The sequence below is a fragment of the Botryobacter ruber genome (assembly GCF_003347595.2).
Lineage (GTDB): Bacteria > Bacteroidota > Bacteroidia > Cytophagales > Hymenobacteraceae > Pontibacter > Pontibacter ruber_A.
The window spans coordinates 90,248-108,425 of the sequence record NZ_QCZK02000010.1 but is presented as its reverse complement, the minus strand read 5'-3'; the positions used below and the strand labels follow the sequence as shown (position 1 = coordinate 108,425).

Here is an 18,178-nt window from a genome sequence, read left to right as displayed (position 1 = left end):
CATATTGGATTGGCTAATTTGATAGTCCGGTTCCGTTTATCCTCCGGTAGTGGGAGGGTAGCAGGAGTAATACCTTTTTTAGTTATAGCCCATTTGTAAATTATAGAAGTGACCATAAAACAAGAATATAGACAATTCTTAGAAGAGAACCTCAACGGGCTTGAAATAAAAATGCCTCTGTTTTACAACTGGGAGAATGGCTTGCGATTTGACCTGCAAGTTGGGGATACAAATACAGAAGAATACTTTAAAGAAGTTAATAAGCGTTCAACAGCTTTATTTAAGGCTTCATTCAGTGAAACTGACAGAGTTTTTATAGTTCTCTACCAATACAAAATTAAGAGAAGTAAAATCATGTTTTCCAACTATGCCTTTCAGCAAATCGCAGAAATCAAAAAAAGTGAAGTTGATTATTCAATTGTAAGTCAATTGTATGAACCTGATGATGTGTGGAATCGGGCTATAGCTAAAGTTACCATAGAAAGGATTAACTATGCGAATATTCTAAAGGCTATTGCCAACACTGATTTCTCAAGAGACCCAAAAATCAATAGTCAGGTATTTTTTATGAATTTAGATAAAATGCTTGTATTCAACATGTATGATGACCGTGGTTTAGATATAGTGGCTAAAGACATAGAAACATTAAGACCAATATACACTGAGTTCAATGCATGGATACTCGACTATGACAGAAATGTTATTGACCAAAAAATGAAGAAAAACAAGCTTTAACACGGCATAGGCTTTAAGCCTCGGCTGATGCCTCGCTCATAGCCTGTACTAAGCGATAGCCACAATAAAATTTAATGATATACATCACAGGATACCTGTTATTCTTTGCTGCCATCTACTTCTTTGCCTATAAATGGGAATGGAAGAATAACCGTGGCGGTGTGAAAGATGCGGCCAAGTTTCTTCTATTTCTGGTTGGACTGCTGCTAGTGAAGCTTGCCTTCAACGCCATTAACAACCTAACTCTAGACCCTGAAAAATACGCTCATAAATTTAATAGTGAAAGACCCAACGATGGACTGATGAAGCTACCTGACGGCTGGAAAGCTAGAGCTAATATATTCAATAGTTGGGCGGACTACATTGTAAGTTCTCAGTCGGACTATCGGCTAACATATGCATCGAAATCCGACTCTTTAGAAAAGAATGGATTTACAGCAAAGACTATAGAAGTTAGGGACGGGGAAATAGACATGGAAACTGACTGGTTCAAGATGAAAAATAAAAAACTGTGCATTACCTATAGCTATAAAGATAAAAGCTACTTTTCTTACTATACCGTGGACTCAAGTTCGACGGAAATAGCGAAAGATGCTGCAGTGGATACTTTGAGGGTGTGGGGAATAAAAAAATAAAAAAGCTGTGGCAACAATAGAAATAAAACAACCGTCCCAAGAGCTTTTAGCCGTTGAAAATGAAATTGGCTGTCATTGCGTACAGAATCTGGGTGTAGTTTGTAACTAAACCTACATGTTTCACGGCTAGAACGGACAAGCCAGCAGAAGATATAGTAAGGTGTTTTACAAACTACACCTAGATTATGCTTTTAAATCCGCTACTTCATACACACTTAAAACATTAGTCCGCATACTAAATAACATTAATATGAATGCAGAACCATTTGGAGAACTTAGTTATCGCCGCAGGGACAAAGAATGGTTCGGAAATGTTGACAATATTTCACCAGACAATAAAGTCGAATTAAGCATATTTGTTGATAATGACCGACAGGACATTTCTGATAAAATTATCCTTGTTGAACAATTTGCCTGTGATTATGATATCATTATGGAAAAGTTGTATCAATTAGCTTACCTCAAGTATAAAGATACAAAATGGGAGAAACCACAAAATGAAATAAAGAAAATGTACTTCTTAGCAGGAGTAAATTTAAAAAGCGACAATAAAACTTGGTGGTTGGTGCTAGAGCCAAATTTTAATATTGACTCCATATATAACCACTTTCTGCGGTTCACTATGGTTGACCGTGAAATTGTGTGGACGAACTTTGATATCAATACTACAGCCTAATAAAATTTGTGCTTCTTGCTTCGGCTGAGAGCTTTGCATGTTGCTATACAATTAATGTTATGTGCAAGATGAAAAATCAAAATGAATAAATTAATCCAAGACTTTATTTTATTAGCAACTGAGCATGGGGAATGTACATTAAATGGTGATTTCAAAAATGGGAATAAGGCTCATGATAAAATGATGAAAATCATTGAACTGATTAAGAAGAAAGATGACCATGTCAAAAAGGAATTCTATGATCTAATGTACCATGAAGATGATTCTGTTAAAATGTGGACAGCAACTACCCTTTTAAAGTCATTTGAACAAAGAGCATTGGGGGTTTTAAATAATGTCGCAAAAAATAACAAAACTATCCACTCATTGACTGCAAGTACAACTATAGATTGCTGGAAAAAAGGTTTATTAACAAATATTGTTGATTGGAGTACGCTTTAGATAAGAAGGCTATAAACTTCATGCATATAACCGCACAAAAAGCCGCTAAAGCGCTCTTTAGGCAAATACGTTACATAATTAACTTCACCACACATGAAACGCTTTCCCAATACATTTATGGCAGCAGCGCTCCTCTGCCTTTTCACGGCCTGTGGCCAAAGTAGCTCAACGGCAAGAGAAGCAAGCGCTGCCCCAACCGAAAAAGAACCTGCTGCCGGTGCGGAAACTGCCAAAACAGAGCATTCAGCTGAAAGTGCTGCTGCAACCGAAGCAGCAACCGCCTCCTTCTTCACGGTGACGTGCGAAGAAAAAGAGGAAATGGCTGATGAACCGGAGGAAGAGGATGAAATAGACGGAGAAGTAAACGACCCGATCATCACCAGAACCTGCACCTTCCGGGACCATAAGCACGTCGCTGTAGGGGAAGCGGATTACAAAGGCCGTTACAGCTGGGTGTATAGTCTGTACAAAGTTGAAAACGGCCGGGAAGTGAAGGTTGCCAATTCCTCGCTCTTTAACCACCGTCAAAACGAGCTACTGCAGCAGGTAAACAAACGGCTACAAACTGAATTCCGGCAGATAGCGAATGACCCAGAAAACGAAGGTTGCCTCGACGGAGTAGAACCGCTGCGGGACTACAAAATGGATGAGCTGAATATGTATTTCATGGAAGGTGAATTGGTGTTTAACGTCGAACTGGAACTGGGCAGCGCCTGCATGGCTGTCAGTGACTTCCATGTTGCTTACAAGTTAGAGGAGCTAGCGCCTTATTTGAAATAGAACGGGCAAAGTAGCCGGAAAATGACCTGCAAAATACTGCTGCTCCTGCCACCACAGCCTCAGAAGCACAAAACTCGCACTTCCGGAGCTAAACCAGAGGTGCGGGTTTCTTTATTTCAGGGATAACTGCTGTTAGTGTCCGCCGGTAGCCCCTGCCATGTAGTTGCCAAGGCCTACCACTACTGTAGACAGGATAACGGTAACAATACCGAGTGTAATCATACGCATGGTCGCGCTGCTGGCGCCACGCCACTCTTTCAGGTAGATGGCCCACAGGTTACTTACGATAATGATAAAAGCCATGTGCAGTGTCCAGCTGGTGAAGCCGAAACCAGTTTGTGCAAAAAGGCTTTCGCCCATGCCGTAGAAGAAGAACTGCAGGTACCAGGTAATGCCCGCCAGCGCCGAGAAAAAGTAATTACGGGCCAGAGGAGTCTGTTTATCGGTATAGTCGCTGGCCGATTTGTTTTTGAGGTTCAGGTACACGCACCAGATAAAATTGGTTGTTAAGCCACCCAGCAGGATCACGACCAGCACCGGGTTGTTTTGCCAGAGCGGGTCGATGCCTTTGGCTACCGTAGCCTCGGCTATCGGCTTGCCTGTAGCATACCCAAAGGCCATAAAGGCACTCAGTATACCCGAGAATGTGGCTACCAGCAATCCTTTCGGGAAGTTGAATTCCTTGATGCTTGCCTTTTTCTCATCCTCCGGCATTTCCTTCTCTTTCATGGTACCGGCTTTGCCGCAAATGGCAATCCCGATCAGGCACAGCGCCACACCGGCCAGCGTAATCTGCCCGGAAAGCGTGCTGGCAATCTCGGAGATGGTTTTCTCGTTGCCGTGGGTGCCGTAGATCTCGTAAAAGATAGGCGGAATCAGGGTGCCGAAAGCGGAGCAGTAGCCCAGCGCAATTGCCATGCCCAGCGACATGCCCAGGTAACGCATCGAGAGGCCGAATGTCAGACCGCCAATTCCCCAGAGCAGCCCCATCAGGTAGGTGTAAAACAGGGTCGCCGAGTCGGTGTTGAGAAGGGTTTCCAGGTAACCCGGAGCGGTGATGGCAGCGGCAAGCGGCGGAACAATAAGCCAGGAGAAGATGCCGCCCACTATCCAGTAACTTTCCCAGGACCATTTTTTTACTTTGCTGTAGGGAATATAGAAGCTTCCGGAAGCGAAACCACCGATGAAGTGGTAGAAGAGGCCAAAAAGTGCTAACATGAAATGCGTGAAATGAAAATAAGTGTTTAACCGGTAATCGGTTGGCAATATAACGCAAAGGGCTAAGAAATACCCCACACATCGGCGGAATTTTTCTTAGCCCTTTTGCCTGATTACCCGGATAACCAGGTTGAAATTTGTCCTGCAGGCTGTACCTGCCTGGGTTTAGCTGATCAGCTTTCCGGTTGCTCTTTCTTGTTCATCCAGAACGGAGCGGTGCCGAACCACAGCACGGTGCCAATAAACATCAGCGTTTTGTGGAAGCTCAGTTCAATAGCTCCCGAGAAAACCAGGAAAGAAGGAACTACCGTTAGCAGCAGCCCGATAAGCGATATGAATTTTAAAATGACTTGCATAACGAAACTAAATTAAGTGATGAAACTAAGCTTTAACGGCAGCCTTTATCCGCTGTTCTGTAACAATTGATTTGCGCTGGTACAGTTTGCTCAGTACAATGTAAAGCGCAGAGGCAACAAACCAGCCCGGTAAGCCCAGGAAGAAAATGTCGACATCCTGGAAGAAGTTAAGCGAAAGGCAGATAACCAACGTTACCAGCCAGGTAAGTCCGGCAGCCACGTTAAAGTTGGTTTTGCTCACACTGGCGTAGTTGCTCACCATGCCCAGCTTCGGCATCACCCAGAAGTCGATGAAGATGATAGCGCCCATTGGCATCAGCACCAGTCCGTACAGGGCCACAAAACCAAGCAGCTGCATCACCAGCGCCGGGAAGAAGGCCGCAATTGTTGTAACAAGGCCCACAATAAGGGTTACTTTCCAGCGCTTCACGCTTGGCATGATAGACTGTATGGCCAGACCGGCACGGTAGATGGTAGGGTTCGCAGTTGTCCAGCCGGCAATCATCACACACATGGCACCGGCTATACCGGCACTGGCGTAAGCAATAGGGCCTGGAGGAACTTCGCCGCCGGCAGCAGCACAAAGGATACCCGAAGAAACCCAGGCCATTACGTGCCCGATGAACATACCGGTTGACGAAGCAAAACCGTGGTACCACTTCTTGGCATAACGCAGGATAGAAAGGTCTCCCATGCCAATGTGCATGGCCATGTTGGCAAACCAGGCAAAGAACATCACGTGCCAGAAGGTGAATTTAGTATACCCCTCTACCGGAACGCCTGTCCAGATTTTAGTCTGAGCTACTTCCCAGAAGCTGCTGATAGAAGTGATGCCCAGTTGTGGCATTACGGCAAAAGCAGCTGCCACAAAGATCAGGATCATCCAGGGGGCGCAGACATTGGCAAAGCGGGAGATCTGCTCATAACCCAGGATAGCCACCGCGGTAATCACAGAACCTACAAACAGTACCGTAACCACCCAGCCAATGCTGCTTGGATACAGGTCGTCGAGGCCCGGCATGGCGATATCGAATGGAATACCTACGGCCGTGGCGGCAACGGCAATCATAGAGCCGGCCAGGAAGCAGAACATCAGCGCATTCACGATGTTGTAGCCCGATACCAGGTATTTGCCACAGATTTTCTCCAGCTGGTAGTACAGCGTCAGGCGTGCTTTAACGGCAATAGGCGCACACAGCAACGCCCAGCTCAACACAGCCAGGAGGTTGCCTATCAACAGACCTGCAAAAAGGTCAATGGCACTTACACCATGTACGACAAACAAAGGACCTATTACAAATTCGGTTCCGGCAATATGCTCCCCGGCATACATACCGATAAAACTCTTCATCCCTTTCAGCTTGCTCTGCGGAATCGGCTCTCGTTCGTACTCGTTAATCGAGTCTAACTGCTTGGCGAGGGTCTTCTTCATTTTAAATAAAATTAATTGTTAAATGTGCGGTAAAATGATGTTATAGCTGCTTTTTTTATGTTGTACTAACGTTCGTTAAATTTAACAACAACAGTTATCCCGTGTGCTGATTAAATAAGATCTAACCTGTATAGGGATTAGGTAAGTTGTTAATTCTGAAAAATAAGGACAAAAAAATTAATATGTATCCGGTGGTATCCTGTATTGAAGCTTTTTTTATAAAAATTTTTATCTTCTATAGCTTGAGAAGCCCTGAAAGCCGGATTTACCTATAAATGACAGCAGGAGGGGGTAAAGTAGTTCAGATTGAACAAAAAAAATTTAAGCAGAGGCTGACTGAATCCGTTTTTCAGGGGGAGGAGAATTACATTTACCTGCCGGGGCAGTAGTAGGTGGTACAGTCAGAAAGAATTCTGGAAGAAGGAAAGGCAGAAAGAACGGACAGCTTGTCGTCTGCCCGTTTTCTTGTTGCTATTTTGGCCCCATCCCGATTTGCTGCATTAAAGCGGCTGTGTCAGTCACGCCCCAGTGTTCTATTGCTTTGCCGTTCGCAAACTTTACCATGTCAAAGCCTTCTACCTTTACTGGCTTATTGGTAGGAGGCATTCCCATCAGGTCGCCTGAATGTGTGCCTGTGATTTCGAGGTGCGCTACCAGCATATCACCCTCTTCTACAAAATGCTTTACATTAAATTTCAGATCCGGAAAGCCTTTTCTGTAAAAGCTGATTATTTCTTTAACGACCTCAGGACCTTTTTTATCTGTCGGTACCATCGGGTCAGGGGAGTGCTCCACACAACCCGGATCAATGTACTTATCAAGTTCGTTTAGATTGCCTGAATTAATTGCCTCATAAACTTTCGTTAGCGTTTCTCTGTTACTTGCTGCCATCGTTTTTTCAGTTAAGAGTAAAATAAAATAGACGAAAGGCGGGAATTAATTGTTTTATACAAAGAGCTGTTTTGAGCCGATAAAACACTTTGGGCAGTAGATCACACTTTTCCAGGAGCGGCAGTGGCTGTGGTGGCTGGTGCAGAAAAGAAATTTGTACGGCTAAAAGCCATAGCCGTCAGGCTAAGAAGTAGGAGCATTGATGTCTCCTTAAGCGAAGGATGTTACACATGAAATACATGAGGAGAAAAGTCCCCCTTCAAAGCTAATCTTGTAGGGAAAAAGAAAAGGTGCTTTAGCAAAGTTCATTTTGCTGGTGCGAGCTTGTAGCTCGTACTTACATGCCAGAAGTAAAGCATTAAGTCTTGTTTTGCAAAGCTGATTTAGGTAGAAATACAGTTATTTACCTGAGAAATGAAAGTACGAGCTACAAGCTCGCACTAGCGCACCCATTTAAGATTGCTTCCTGCAAGATTAGCTTCAAAGGGGACAACGGAATTGTTCTACTTAACAGCAGGCTCATCAGGTAAACTGTATCGAAAGGAAAATGGCCTAAACCTAAATTAGTTTTTTGATTTTACTTCTTAACCTGACGACTTTGGGCAAAAATCATAAAAAAAGCTGCTCCGGGCTTAATTCCACGAAGCAGCTTTAACGGAGAAATCTGTGTTATTTTCGGTGCACGATTGGGCAGGCGCGAGGCCAGCTCCTACTTTAGGATGAACACATGCGCCCGCTTGGGCCCGTGTGCGCCGATTACCAGCGACTGCTCGATGTCGGCTGTTCTTGACGGGCCTGATATGAAGGCTCCGAAACCTGGGGCCGATACATCCAGCCGCACATACGCCTCGTGCATGTTGCTCACGATGTTTTCTGCCGCTACTACCAGCATCAGGTGCTCGGTAATGAAAGGCAGCACGCGTGTCGGCAGGTTTTCTTCGCTCACCCAAACGGCGCCATTCTCTGCCACACCAACCGAACCGGTTACGACGGCAATCTCCAGGTTCGCCAGCACGTGGCCGTCTTCTATGGGGCCGCTGAGTTCCTGTCCGAAGCCTACACCGTGTACCGTGTTCAGTACCCGCTCCGGCGACTCGTAATGCTTTTTCAGGTAAGCGCCTATTTCGGCCAAGTTCGTAACTTCCACCACGGTACCGCCCACAGCTTCTACTGTGCGGGCGAACTTCTCGATGCAGGCATCAGCCGGAACAGGCGGGAAGGCTAAGGTCTGGGGTAAAGCTACCGCAGCAGGCTTGTTTGTTTTTACTCTGTTTAAGATGGCTTCGCGGCTGCTCATGATTTCTTCTTGTTTTTAAGGTACCAGTCTCTGAAACTTTCTTTCGGCGGCTCCGGCATTTCGCGCTGCTTCGCCCACGGGTTCACGGCTTTCATGTTAGCCAGCCCCGGCATCAGGTTCATCATAAACCTGCCTGATTTGCCCGCAACGCGGTAAATAGTGGGGTTGGAAAGCACCGTAGCCATCGCCTGCATGCCTATTTTCTTTGTTTTAGGCACATAACCGCCATCCGAAAGCACCTGCCGCCACTGGTACAGCTGGTTGTGGATGTCGATTTTAACCGGGCACACATTGGAGCAGGAACCGCACAGGGTAGAGGCAAACGGCAGGTCGGCGTTCTTTTTCATGTCCATGTTTGGCGCCAGGATTGCCCCGATAGGGCCGGAGATGGCATAGTGGTAGCTGTGGCCGCCGCTGCGCCGGTACACGGGGCAGGTGTTGATGCAGGCGCCGCAGCGGATGCACTTAAGCGAGTTGTAAAAGTCTTTGCGTCCCAGCTGTATGCTGCGGCCATTGTCTACCAGCACGATGTGCATTTCCTGGTCAGGGCGTGGCCTGTGGAAGTGGCTGGAGTAGGTGGTAATGGGCTGACCAGTGGCGCTGCGGGCCAGCAGGCGCAGGAACACGCCCAGGTTTTCAGCCTTCGGGATTATCTTTTCGATGCCCATGCAGGCGATATGTACTTTGGCCAGGTGCGCGCCCATGTCGGCGTTGCCTTCGTTGGTACACACCACAAAGCCGCCGGTTTCGGCAATGGCAAAGTTTACGCCCGTAATAGCTAAATCAGACGTCAGGAATTTCTCGCGCAGGTGCTGGCGTGCCGCCTCCGTCAGGTATGCAGGGTCGGAAGCGCCTTTTTCAGTGCCCAGGTGCTGGTGGAACAGCTCGCCCACTTCTTCCTTGCGCTTGTGAATACAGGGTAAAACGATGTGGCTTGGCGGCTCCTGTGCCAGTTGCACCACGCGCTCGCCCAGGTCGGTGTCTACCACGTCGATGCCGTTATCACCCAGGAAATCGTTCAGGTGGCACTCTTCGGTCAGCATCGATTTGCTTTTTACGAGCTTTTGAATGCCGTGCCGTTTAATAATATCCAACACAATGCGGTTATGTTCTGCCGCGTCGGCTGCCCAGTGTACGGTAATGCCGTTTTGTTTGGCGTGCCGTTCAAATTCCTCCAGGTAAGTATCGAGGTTAGACAGTACGTTCTGCTTTATCTGTGAAGCGGTTTCGCGCAGCAGCTCCCACTCGGGCAGTTGCTTGGAAGCCACATCCCGTTTCTGGCGGATAAACCAAAGCGCTTTGTCGTGCCAGTTTACCCGCTCCTCATCCTCCATAAATTTATCTGCCGCTTTGGCGTGGTCGGTAGGAGCTACGTATGTTGAACTACTCATATTGTCCGTTTAAAATTTCTGCAATGTGTAACACTTTCACCGGGCTTTTCTGTCGCTTCAGGATGCCTTCCATGTGCATCAGGCACGACACGTCGCCGCCGGTAATAAACTCTGCCCCATGTTCCAGGTGGTCCTGCACCCGGTCGCGTCCCATCTTCACCGACACGGCTTCTTCGGTAACACAGAAGGTGCCACCAAAGCCACAGCACTCATCTTTGCGGTTCAGGGGAATCAGCTCCAGGTCTTTTACCATGTTCAGCAGGTAACCGGGCTTGGAGAAATCCGGGGCGTTCAGTTCGGTCATCTGCGAAAGGTGCAAGCCGCGCTGGCCGTGGCAGCTGGTATGGAAGCCCACTTTGTGCGGGAATTTTGAATCTAATGCCTTCACTTCAAGCACATCCGTCAGGAACTCGCACAGCTCATAAATATGGCTCCGGATGTGAGTGGCTGCCTCCGGGTTTTTATCGTCGTGCAGGTGGTCCTTTATGTGCAGCACACAACTACCCGACGGGGCCACTATATAATCGTAACCGGTAAAGTTTCTGACAAAGTTGGCATCGCAGCCGCCTGTCATGGAAGAAAAGCCTGAGTTGGCCATGGGCTGTCCGCAGCAGGTTTGCTGCAGGGGATACTCCACGTCTACACCCAGTTTTTCCAGCAGCTGCAGGGTTGCAATACCTACCTGCGGGTAAAACTGGTCGATGTAACAAGGAACAAATAATCCGACTTTCATATAATAAGTTTCATCTGTTAGAGCACGCTTGGTGTTATGTATGCCATTTTACAAATTTAACAATCTGCAGCAAAAGCTAACTAACATTTATTCGATAAACGAAAGTGGTTACGAATGCCGGAACACGTCACCCGTCAGCACAAGCAGATTTGCAGGTTTACATAACGTTTGCAAAGTTCCGAAATCAATTAAAGGCAGAATTGCTATGGATTAACCAGTTTTGATAGTATCTTACCATATTTTTAGGTAATGTGTGGAAATTTTGGATAGAATTTAACTGATGAAGCCCTTTCTGATTAAAGTGGACGTTGCGCCCGAGCAGTCTTTTAAAGTGCGCGACAACGTGAACCCCTTGTATTACAACCAGTGGCACTACCACGACGAGCTGGAGCTGACGTTTATAAAACAAGGCACCGGCATCCGGTTTGTGGGCGATAGTATCGAAAACTTTCAGGCAGGCGATTTGATATTGATTGGCTCCAACCTGCCTCATTTCTGGCGCAGCGACGAAGCCGCGTCGAAAGACGAAACAGAGAGCAGTTGCCAGGCGCTGGTGGTGCAGTTTAAGGCCGGCTTCTGGGGCAACACGTTCCTGGAACTGCCGGAGCTGGGGGCCGTGAAAGAGCTTTTCGCCAAAGCAGGCCGCGGCATCCGGATTACCGGAACCGCCCGCAGACAGGTTAGCAACCTGATGGCCGACCTCACCAACGCCACGGGCCTCGACCGCCTGTTGCTGCTCCTGCAAACCCTCAAAACCATTGCCGCTACCGAGGAGGTGGCGTATCTTTCCAGTGCCGGTTTCAACAGCTCCCTGAACGAGGCGGAGACCAAGCGCATGTCGGCAATATATTCTTACACGCTGGCACATTTTTCAAGAAAGATAAACCTGGACGAAGTGGCTTCGGTGGCCAGCCTGACGCCCAATGCCTTCTGCCGCTATTTCAAAACGCACACCCGCAAAACCTACACCCAGTTCCTGCAGGAGATACGGGTAGGGCATGCCTGCAAACTGCTGATGCAAAACAACCTGAGCATCGGCCAGGTCTGCCTCGACAGCGGTTTCCAGAACGTGTCCAACTTCAACCGCTGTTTTAAAAGCATCACGCAGCTCACCCCGCTGGAGTACCAGAAACTGCACCGGAAAAGCGGGTAGGGGCGAGCGATTCACTTCCTTTTCAGGATAGGAACCACCCCATGACCTGCTATACGCTAATCTTGTAGGGGAAAAAATTGCTGCAGCTGCGACCATTGTCTTTGCTGCTTAAAAACAGAAAAAAACTGCTTCAAGTTTAGCGCAGCGTAACTTGGAGCATATTATAAGGCAAGTTTTCAACTTGCGTGGCTAAAAAGCTTGGATGCGCAGACTCGAAAGTTGAAAACTTTCGTCATTAAAAGCTCCAAGTTGAAAACTTGAAGCAGTTTATCTTTTTCAGCAGCTGCCACCACAGCCTCTGCTCCTGAACAGGAAAGAAAGCGCTATTCAATAAGTACCCGTTTCGTTACAAGGCCTTTGTTTGTATTAACCTGCAGCAGGTGCAGGCCCGGTGCCAGCTGTGGCAGCTCCAGGCGGATGCTGTTCCGGCCGTTCCCCTGCATTTCCTGTACCAGCATACCGGCAACGTTGTAGATACGCAGGCTGTTCCAGCTGATATTACCCGGTAGCTCCACCTGCAGCCTGCCCTGTGCCGGGTTCGGGTATACCTGCACCAACTGGTCCAGTACCTCTGCATCTGAACTTAGGATAAGCGGTGGGGCGCAGGCTTCTGCCGAGGCGATACTCTGTCCATTGCCCGGAGAGGCGAAACCGGCCGTTAGCACATAGCAGTGTTTTTTAAAAAGAGAAAGTCCTGCTCCGCCGTTGGTATCCAGGAAGGAAGTCGCGTCGCTGGCTACTTCCGCTACCAACACATAGCCAGAGTTGGCCGGCACGCCCGCGTTACAGGCATCGCGGGTGAAACCGGAGGAGGCTGTGCGGCGGTAAATGCGGAAGGTGGCGGCATTGGGGCAGGTGTAGCGGTCCCAGCTGAGCTGCACATGTCTGCCGGATGCCTGCACCGCCAGGTTCTGCGGCGGCGACGCCACTACCCGTATGTTCCAGGGCTGCATGTCTGACTGCCTTTCAGAAATGTTGGATTTTATGTCTTCCGCCCTGAAGAGGACCTGGTAGGGCTGTTCCCGCACATCGGCACAGGAAGGTGTCCAGGTAAAGTCGCCTGCTGCCACGCCTGTTGTAGTGGCGTTGCTGGCGCGGGGCGTGAATTGGGCAGGTGGCATAATGCCGCTCATAGCACTTAAAAACAGCAGGTCTGCATCCGGATCTGTGGCGCTGATTACACCATGCAGCGTGGTGCCGGCCACAATGCAGGTATCTTTTGGCGAGAGTACCGGTGGCCTGTTCGTGTTTTCCTGTACCATAATCTGCATATCCTGCATTATTTCCCCGATTTTTACAGCGCCGCCCCCTGGCGACTTCCGCCATTCCTCTACCACAAAGGCTACCGTATATTCTCCTGTGCGGCAAGGCGCATCCCATTCCATCTGGCCGGTGTGGGGGTCTAAGGTAAAAGCACTTGGACCTGTATCAGTTGCGTTCCGACAGCCAAATAAAACATTCGGCAGCGTAAAACCAGGCACCGGAACAATATTCTCTGTGTTGAGGGCCTTTGTTCGGGGTGGTACCAGCTTAAATGAGAGGCTGTCGCCTTCGGCATCGTAGGCAGCAGGATTATACGCATATTTTCGTCCCACATTGGCAAAATAAATGGGCGGATTGTTTAGCACAGGCGAACTGTTGTAGCCCCTGAAAGGGTTGATATTAATCGTGGTTGCCAGGTAGAGATTATATACATCCGACGGCGCGGCCAGATTAAGATTACGTCCGTTCCTGCTCACCCCGATCCAGTTAATGGTGTAGGTACCAGGTCCGGGGAACGTATGGTCCCAGGTAAATACCTCCTGGTCTATTTCGGGACTTATCTGCCTTACCGGTCCCCTGGGGATGGTTTGCTGCGTTCCATCGCCATAACTGATCGTTATCGCCTGGTCTTCTCCTGCCGAATGCCTGTTGGTGTAAAGCACCATTCTGAAAAAATACCGCAATGGATTTGGGGTAGACGTAGTGTCTCCCTTTACGGTAATGTTGCCGGCCCGCAGGTGCGTGGCCTCTACTTCCGAAAAGGAAGCGCAAATCAGCAGCAGCGCCAACCATAACCAGTTAGCCTGCCGGAATAGTAAGTTTGTTTCTGTTGACATGTGGAAAGGGGTAGCCTCGTAAAAGTGATATACTATAAAAATGCAAAATTGTTTTTATCTAATAAACGATTTGGTGAAATAAAGATTGTGGCAGGCCTGGCCCTTTTCAGTTGGCTTCTTTTTGCTTCGCCTGGAAATATTGCTTAACATGCTGTAGCATGGGGTATTGTACCGTTTAGCAGGCGGTCCGGCTGTGGGCTGGTGCTGGTAGGTGGGCAGATTTACCCGATAAAAATGCCTGCTGCCGGAGCCGTAAGCGTAGTCTTTGTTTTACCCGTTATCGTATTGCACACAGGAAACAACAACGTTAAGTAAAACGAACATGGAGATGTTACACAGAAATGCCGGTCCGGTTGCAAAGCTTGTTCTGTTTCTCTCTGTTATTTGCGGTACATCCTGTACGGTTGGCAGGATCTACTTCGGAAGTTATTATAGTACCGGGCAGCAAAAGCTAACGATCGCTGCCGATTCTACCTTCACTTACGCTGCACCAGGCCTGATGGGAACGCAACAGGTACTGCAAGGCACCTGGACCAGGAAAGACAACCTGTTGCTGCTGCATGGGCAAAAAACCGATACCGCCAGGCTAAAACCCACCGTAACCATACAGGCAACTACGGCAACCACGCATGAACTGCTGCTGACTTCGGAAATCGGGGTGAATGTAGTGGTGGAGGTGCTGGTCGACAGCCTGAAAGCTGGTGCCCTGAGCAGGAGCGATTCCAGCCTGGTGTATCAAGGCAACCTGCACCAACTGGTGCTGAAGGCTTACCCCACCGGCATGTATGCATCTCTTTTTCAAAACGACACGCTGTATGCAGAAGCCATCGGTTTTTCCGGTTACAGCAGTCCCGTCCGTGCCACGGTTCATGTCGGGGTTTCGTTGCGCGATTTTTACAAGATCCCGGTAGAAGACAGCTCCCTTAAAATTAAACGGAACGGCGAGATGTACTGGAAAAAGAAAGATGCCTTGTTTTATTGGATTGAAACGGACCGGTAGCAGCAGGGCGTACTAAAAAAAATACAAAGGAGCGGTGGCTGTGGTGGCAGCTGCAGCAAAATTATCTGTTTAAGAAAGTAAGTGTGGAGCAGGTAAGTCTTGCTGAAAAATCAGTGTCATCCTTAAATCCGCTAAATCTGTGGTTCAGATAATTCTGCTGCAGCTGCCACCACACCCGCTGCTCCTCACAATTAAATAGCCCGGCCACAGGAAATCTGGAGCCGGGCTTTTTTGCAGCAATACAGCAAGCGAATTATAAACTCACGCCGGTGCTGTTCTTTATTTCAATTTTGCTGTTGTCAGCGGTTTTTATGTCCACGTCATCAAACGTCCAGTCTTTGGCATAGTTGATCTGGCCGGCCGTTTTCGCTTCGATGTCAATGTCTTCGAGATGAAAATTTTCTACCAGCGATTCTTTTATGCCGGAAGCGGAAAGCGCTCTGCGGGCATCGGTTACTTTTATGTCGGAGATGTACACATTCCGGAATTTAGGAATGCCGCGTTCAGCAGGTTCTACCGGCATCAGCATGGTTTTCCAGTGCTGCGGCACCGTTTCGATGTTGTAGCCTTCGGGCAGGGTGGAGTAGCTGTAGCTCGGGTTCCAGTTCATCGATACCTCGATGGGTGTACCGACGCCATTCATTTCCATGTCCTGCATGTAAATTTCCTCTACTGTGCCGCCCCTGGTCGTTGCTGACTTAAACCGGATGCCTACGCCTGTGCCTTTTGCCTTCAGGTTGTACGCCAGCACATGGCGTATGCTGCCGGAGGTTTCGCTGCCAAAGGTGATCAGGCCACCGCCGGCCCGCGAAATGCAGTTGCGGATAACCACATACTCGGTAGGCCTGTTTACCCGCAGTCCATCCCAGTCTCGGCCGGCTTTCAGGCAGAAGTTGTCGTCGTTGCAGTCGATGTCGGAGTTCTGCACCAGCACATAGGAGGAGGAGTCGATGTCGATGCCGTCGGTGCTGGGGCCGTGCCCGTCGATGTTGTTCTGGATAATAACGCCGTCGATGGTGACGTGGTCGGAGTAGAGGACATGGATGGTCCAGAAGCCGGCTTGTTTAAAGGTAACGCCTTTCACCGTTACATCAGACGATTCGGAAACGAGCAGTGTGCGCGGGCGTTTGGCGTCGTAGTCCACAATCCAGCGCAGGCCCTTGGGTTCGTACTCGCGGCGCAGTTGCCAGTAAGCATCCCAGAACGGTTTTCCCTGGGCGTGTACCACACCCTCGCCTGTTACGGCTGCATTTTTCTGGTTCAGTACGTTTATCAGCGCCGCCGGCCACACCATCTCGATACCCGCAATCCGCGATTTCATGTCCGGGTAATCTTCCAGGCTCTGGCTGCCTAAAATCACCACATCTTTGTCGATGCGCAGGTTTACGCCGTTCTTCACAAAGATAGAACCGGTCAGGTACTGGCCCGGCTTAAAGGTAACCACACCGCCGCCTTTGGCAGCACAGGCATCGATGGCCGCCTGAATGGCTTTGGTGTTGAGTGTTTTGCCATCGTTCACGGCACCGTAGCCGTTTACCTCAAAAACGGTTTTCTTAGCAGGCATTGTTTTAGCGCCTACCTCTTTTATCCACTCCAGCTTTGGCAGATCGGCTGTCAGGTTCTCTGTTTCCGGTACTACTTTCTTACAACCCGTAAACTGCAGGGCCAGCACCGATAGCATTACCAGGAAAATTATGTTCTTTTTCTTCATCCTTTAGTTACTGTTGAATATTCTCTAAAGGTTCTAAACTACACAACAGCTGCTGGCTTTCTATCCTGTACTGTCCTGAAACGCTGAAGTGCAGAGGCTGTGGTGGCCGGTGCTGCAGAACGAAATCAGGTTACGCAAGAGGTATTTTGTCCCTTTTTGAAGGTGGGGTCGTTTCATTCTAACAAACCTGGCGCGAACGTCTTCGTTCGTGTCTACTACTCGCGGCCTCTGGCCGTTGTGAACCATTCTACAGTCAGTTTACGGCGGCCAGAGGCCACGAGTAGTAAACACGAGGGGAACCCGCGCGCTATAAATATTTTGAATGAAACGGCCCTGACTTCAAAGGAGGACTTTTCCTGCCATTAAATTTTTTGCTTTGCTGCACCAGCCACCACGGCCACTGCTGCTCTTCTACTTATCTACTTATCGCTTTGTAAGTTTGAGTAAGTACAGCTCCTCGTCCAGCTGAAGCCTGACCAGGTACAGCCCGGCCGATATTACAGGCAAGCCGGTGAGCACGATATTTTTTTCTCCGTCGGGTAATGTCATGCGAGCCTGGTAGAGGATTTTACCTTCCAGGGTGGTGAGCAGGACCTCAGCTGTTTCTGCCGTCGTTCCTCGTGGCAAAGCCAGCGTGAGGGCATCGGTAAACGGATTCGGGTAAGCGATAATGCCTGCCCTGGCAGCTGCCTGGTTATCCAGCGCGATCATAAAAGAATATTCAAACGTCCCGTCCAGGTCGACCTGCTTCAGGCGGTAATAGTGGGTGCCCGTAAGCGTTGCCGACGCTTTGTCGGCATAGGTATATAGGATTTGTTGCCTGCTCAGGCCGGCGGCTTGCAGGGTAGCAATGGCAGTAAAGTTACTTCCGTTCCCGGACCGTTCCACTACAAAATGGCTGCTGTTGTCTTCCGTGGCTGTTGCCCAGGACAACTGGTTTCCTGCTGCCGTGCTCCTGCCCTTAAAGTACAGCAGGGTTACCGGTAGCGGTGCTGACGAGGGAGAGGACGTCGCTTTTCCGTTTACCTGCTCTGCCGGAACAGGTTGGCCGCTGTAGGAAAGTTCTGTGTCAATACCGTTGCTCGAAACAAAACTCAGTACACTCACCCCGCTGCCCGTGGCTTTAACCTCGATGGTGAACAGGTTGAAGTTGCCGCTGGGGAAATTGGAAAAAGCGCCATAGGCATAACTCACCAGGCCGGTGGTGTTGTCGAAGCTGACAGGCGAAAGCGGGACAGGAAGCCCGCTGCCTGCTGTTGCCGATTGCACCTGGAGCACCGCCGGGTTAAAAGCCAGGAAGATGTTGGCGCCATCGAGTGGCTGTGTACCGGTTTCCACGTTTACTTCCAGGGTAAATACGTCACCTTCTGTCACCACTTTCTCGGCTGGTGCTACCAGCAGCTTTACCTGCGCCTGGGCCAGGGAAAAAGCAAAAAGGGCCAGAAATGTAAAGACTGTTTTCATGAGAATGTTGTCTTTGTACCGGGATGTCTGGTTGTGTTCATAATTTTTCATAGTGTTGTTGGTAAAATGTGTGTAGTACAGTTTGCCTGAAGCTGTTCATGTAAGAATGCTCCTGGTCTGGCAGAAAGGCAAGGTGCAGGCCGGGAGCATAGCGCTTCCGGCCTGT

17 protein-coding genes are annotated in these 18,178 nt (G+C 48.9%); 7 read left to right on the top strand and 10 right to left on the bottom strand.

From position 1 onward, the window contains the following. The first annotated feature begins 108 nt into the window (after window positions 1-108). The 5 genes from DCW36_RS01870 (at window position 109) to DCW36_RS01850 (ending at window position 3,267) form a co-directional block, all read left to right on the top strand. On the top strand, window positions 109-735 hold the full coding sequence (locus tag DCW36_RS01870) for a DUF3885 domain-containing protein (protein ID WP_114781804.1): 627 nt from the start codon (window positions 109-111) through the stop codon (window positions 733-735). A gap of 74 nt (window positions 736-809) precedes the next feature. Continuing rightward, window positions 810-1,370, top strand: a complete 561-nt coding sequence (locus DCW36_RS01865; protein WP_114781803.1) for a hypothetical protein — start codon at window positions 810-812, stop codon at window positions 1,368-1,370. A 250-nt stretch (window positions 1,371-1,620) separates the two neighbouring features. Continuing rightward, window positions 1,621-2,046, top strand: coding sequence for a hypothetical protein (locus DCW36_RS01860; RefSeq protein WP_125185358.1), 426 nt, complete (start codon window positions 1,621-1,623; stop codon window positions 2,044-2,046). An 81-nt stretch (window positions 2,047-2,127) separates the two neighbouring features. Next, a complete protein-coding gene (locus tag DCW36_RS01855) occupies window positions 2,128-2,487 on the top strand; it encodes a DUF2019 domain-containing protein (RefSeq protein WP_114781801.1) in 360 nt (119 codons plus the stop codon). A 93-nt stretch (window positions 2,488-2,580) separates the two neighbouring features. Further along, window positions 2,581-3,267, top strand: a complete 687-nt coding sequence (locus DCW36_RS01850) for a hypothetical protein (RefSeq protein ID WP_125185357.1) — start codon at window positions 2,581-2,583, stop codon at window positions 3,265-3,267. A gap of 132 nt (window positions 3,268-3,399) precedes the next feature. Here DCW36_RS01850 and rhaT read toward each other — a convergent pair whose 3' ends face one another. The 7 genes from rhaT to DCW36_RS01815 all read right to left on the bottom strand — a co-directional run bounded on the left by rhaT (window position 3,400) and on the right by DCW36_RS01815 (window position 10,585). Beyond that, window positions 3,400-4,485: an L-rhamnose/proton symporter RhaT gene (rhaT, locus tag DCW36_RS01845; protein ID WP_114781799.1), complete on the bottom strand. Its 1,086-nt coding sequence runs from the start codon at window positions 4,483-4,485 to the stop codon at window positions 3,400-3,402. Between the two features lie 173 nt (window positions 4,486-4,658). Beyond that, window positions 4,659-4,841, bottom strand: a complete 183-nt coding sequence (locus DCW36_RS01840; RefSeq protein ID WP_114781798.1) for a hypothetical protein — start codon at window positions 4,839-4,841, stop codon at window positions 4,659-4,661. Window positions 4,842-4,866: 25 nt separating this feature from the next. After that, complete coding sequence (locus tag DCW36_RS01835) at window positions 4,867-6,273, bottom strand: purine-cytosine permease family protein (protein WP_114781797.1); 1,407 nt, start codon at window positions 6,271-6,273, stop codon at window positions 4,867-4,869. 471 nt (window positions 6,274-6,744) lie between these two features. Next, window positions 6,745-7,164, bottom strand: a complete 420-nt coding sequence (locus DCW36_RS01830) for an ester cyclase (RefSeq protein ID WP_114781796.1) — start codon at window positions 7,162-7,164, stop codon at window positions 6,745-6,747. A gap of 709 nt (window positions 7,165-7,873) precedes the next feature. Then, window positions 7,874-8,461 carry a LutC/YkgG family protein gene (locus tag DCW36_RS01825; protein ID WP_114781795.1) on the bottom strand — a complete coding sequence of 196 codons (588 nt, stop codon included), beginning with the start codon at window positions 8,459-8,461 and terminating at the stop codon, window positions 7,874-7,876. Beyond that, window positions 8,458-9,852, bottom strand: coding sequence for a LutB/LldF family L-lactate oxidation iron-sulfur protein (locus DCW36_RS01820; protein WP_114781794.1), 1,395 nt, complete (start codon window positions 9,850-9,852; stop codon window positions 8,458-8,460). The genes DCW36_RS01825 and DCW36_RS01820 overlap by 4 nt, the downstream gene beginning before the upstream one ends. Next, entirely contained in the window at window positions 9,845-10,585 is a 741-nt protein-coding gene (locus DCW36_RS01815; RefSeq protein WP_114781793.1) for a (Fe-S)-binding protein, read from the bottom strand. The genes DCW36_RS01820 and DCW36_RS01815 overlap by 8 nt, the downstream gene beginning before the upstream one ends. 280 nt (window positions 10,586-10,865) lie before the next feature. Between DCW36_RS01815 and DCW36_RS01810 the strand changes: the two genes are divergently transcribed. Next, window positions 10,866-11,738 (top strand): AraC family transcriptional regulator, encoded by an 873-nt coding sequence (locus DCW36_RS01810; protein WP_114781792.1) that lies wholly within the window; start codon window positions 10,866-10,868, stop codon window positions 11,736-11,738. Between the two features lie 323 nt (window positions 11,739-12,061). Here DCW36_RS01810 and DCW36_RS01805 read toward each other — a convergent pair whose 3' ends face one another. Continuing rightward, window positions 12,062-13,837: a T9SS type A sorting domain-containing protein gene (locus tag DCW36_RS01805; RefSeq protein ID WP_114781791.1), complete on the bottom strand. Its 1,776-nt coding sequence runs from the start codon at window positions 13,835-13,837 to the stop codon at window positions 12,062-12,064. A gap of 322 nt (window positions 13,838-14,159) precedes the next feature. Between DCW36_RS01805 and DCW36_RS01800 the strand changes: the two genes are divergently transcribed. Beyond that, the gene (locus tag DCW36_RS01800) at window positions 14,160-14,837 is read left to right on the top strand and encodes a hypothetical protein (RefSeq protein ID WP_128396932.1); all 678 of its coding nucleotides are present in this window, start codon (window positions 14,160-14,162) and stop codon (window positions 14,835-14,837) included. A 253-nt stretch (window positions 14,838-15,090) separates the two neighbouring features. On the opposite strand, the gene DCW36_RS01795 is transcribed toward DCW36_RS01800, so the two are convergent. Both DCW36_RS01795 and DCW36_RS01790 read right to left on the bottom strand, forming a co-directional pair. Further along, entirely contained in the window at window positions 15,091-16,548 is a 1,458-nt protein-coding gene (locus tag DCW36_RS01795; protein WP_240676007.1) for a glycoside hydrolase family 28 protein, read from the bottom strand. A gap of 423 nt (window positions 16,549-16,971) precedes the next feature. After that, window positions 16,972-18,063, bottom strand: a complete 1,092-nt coding sequence (locus tag DCW36_RS01790) for a T9SS type A sorting domain-containing protein (protein WP_114781789.1) — start codon at window positions 18,061-18,063, stop codon at window positions 16,972-16,974. Between the last annotated feature and the right edge of the window lie 115 nt (window positions 18,064-18,178).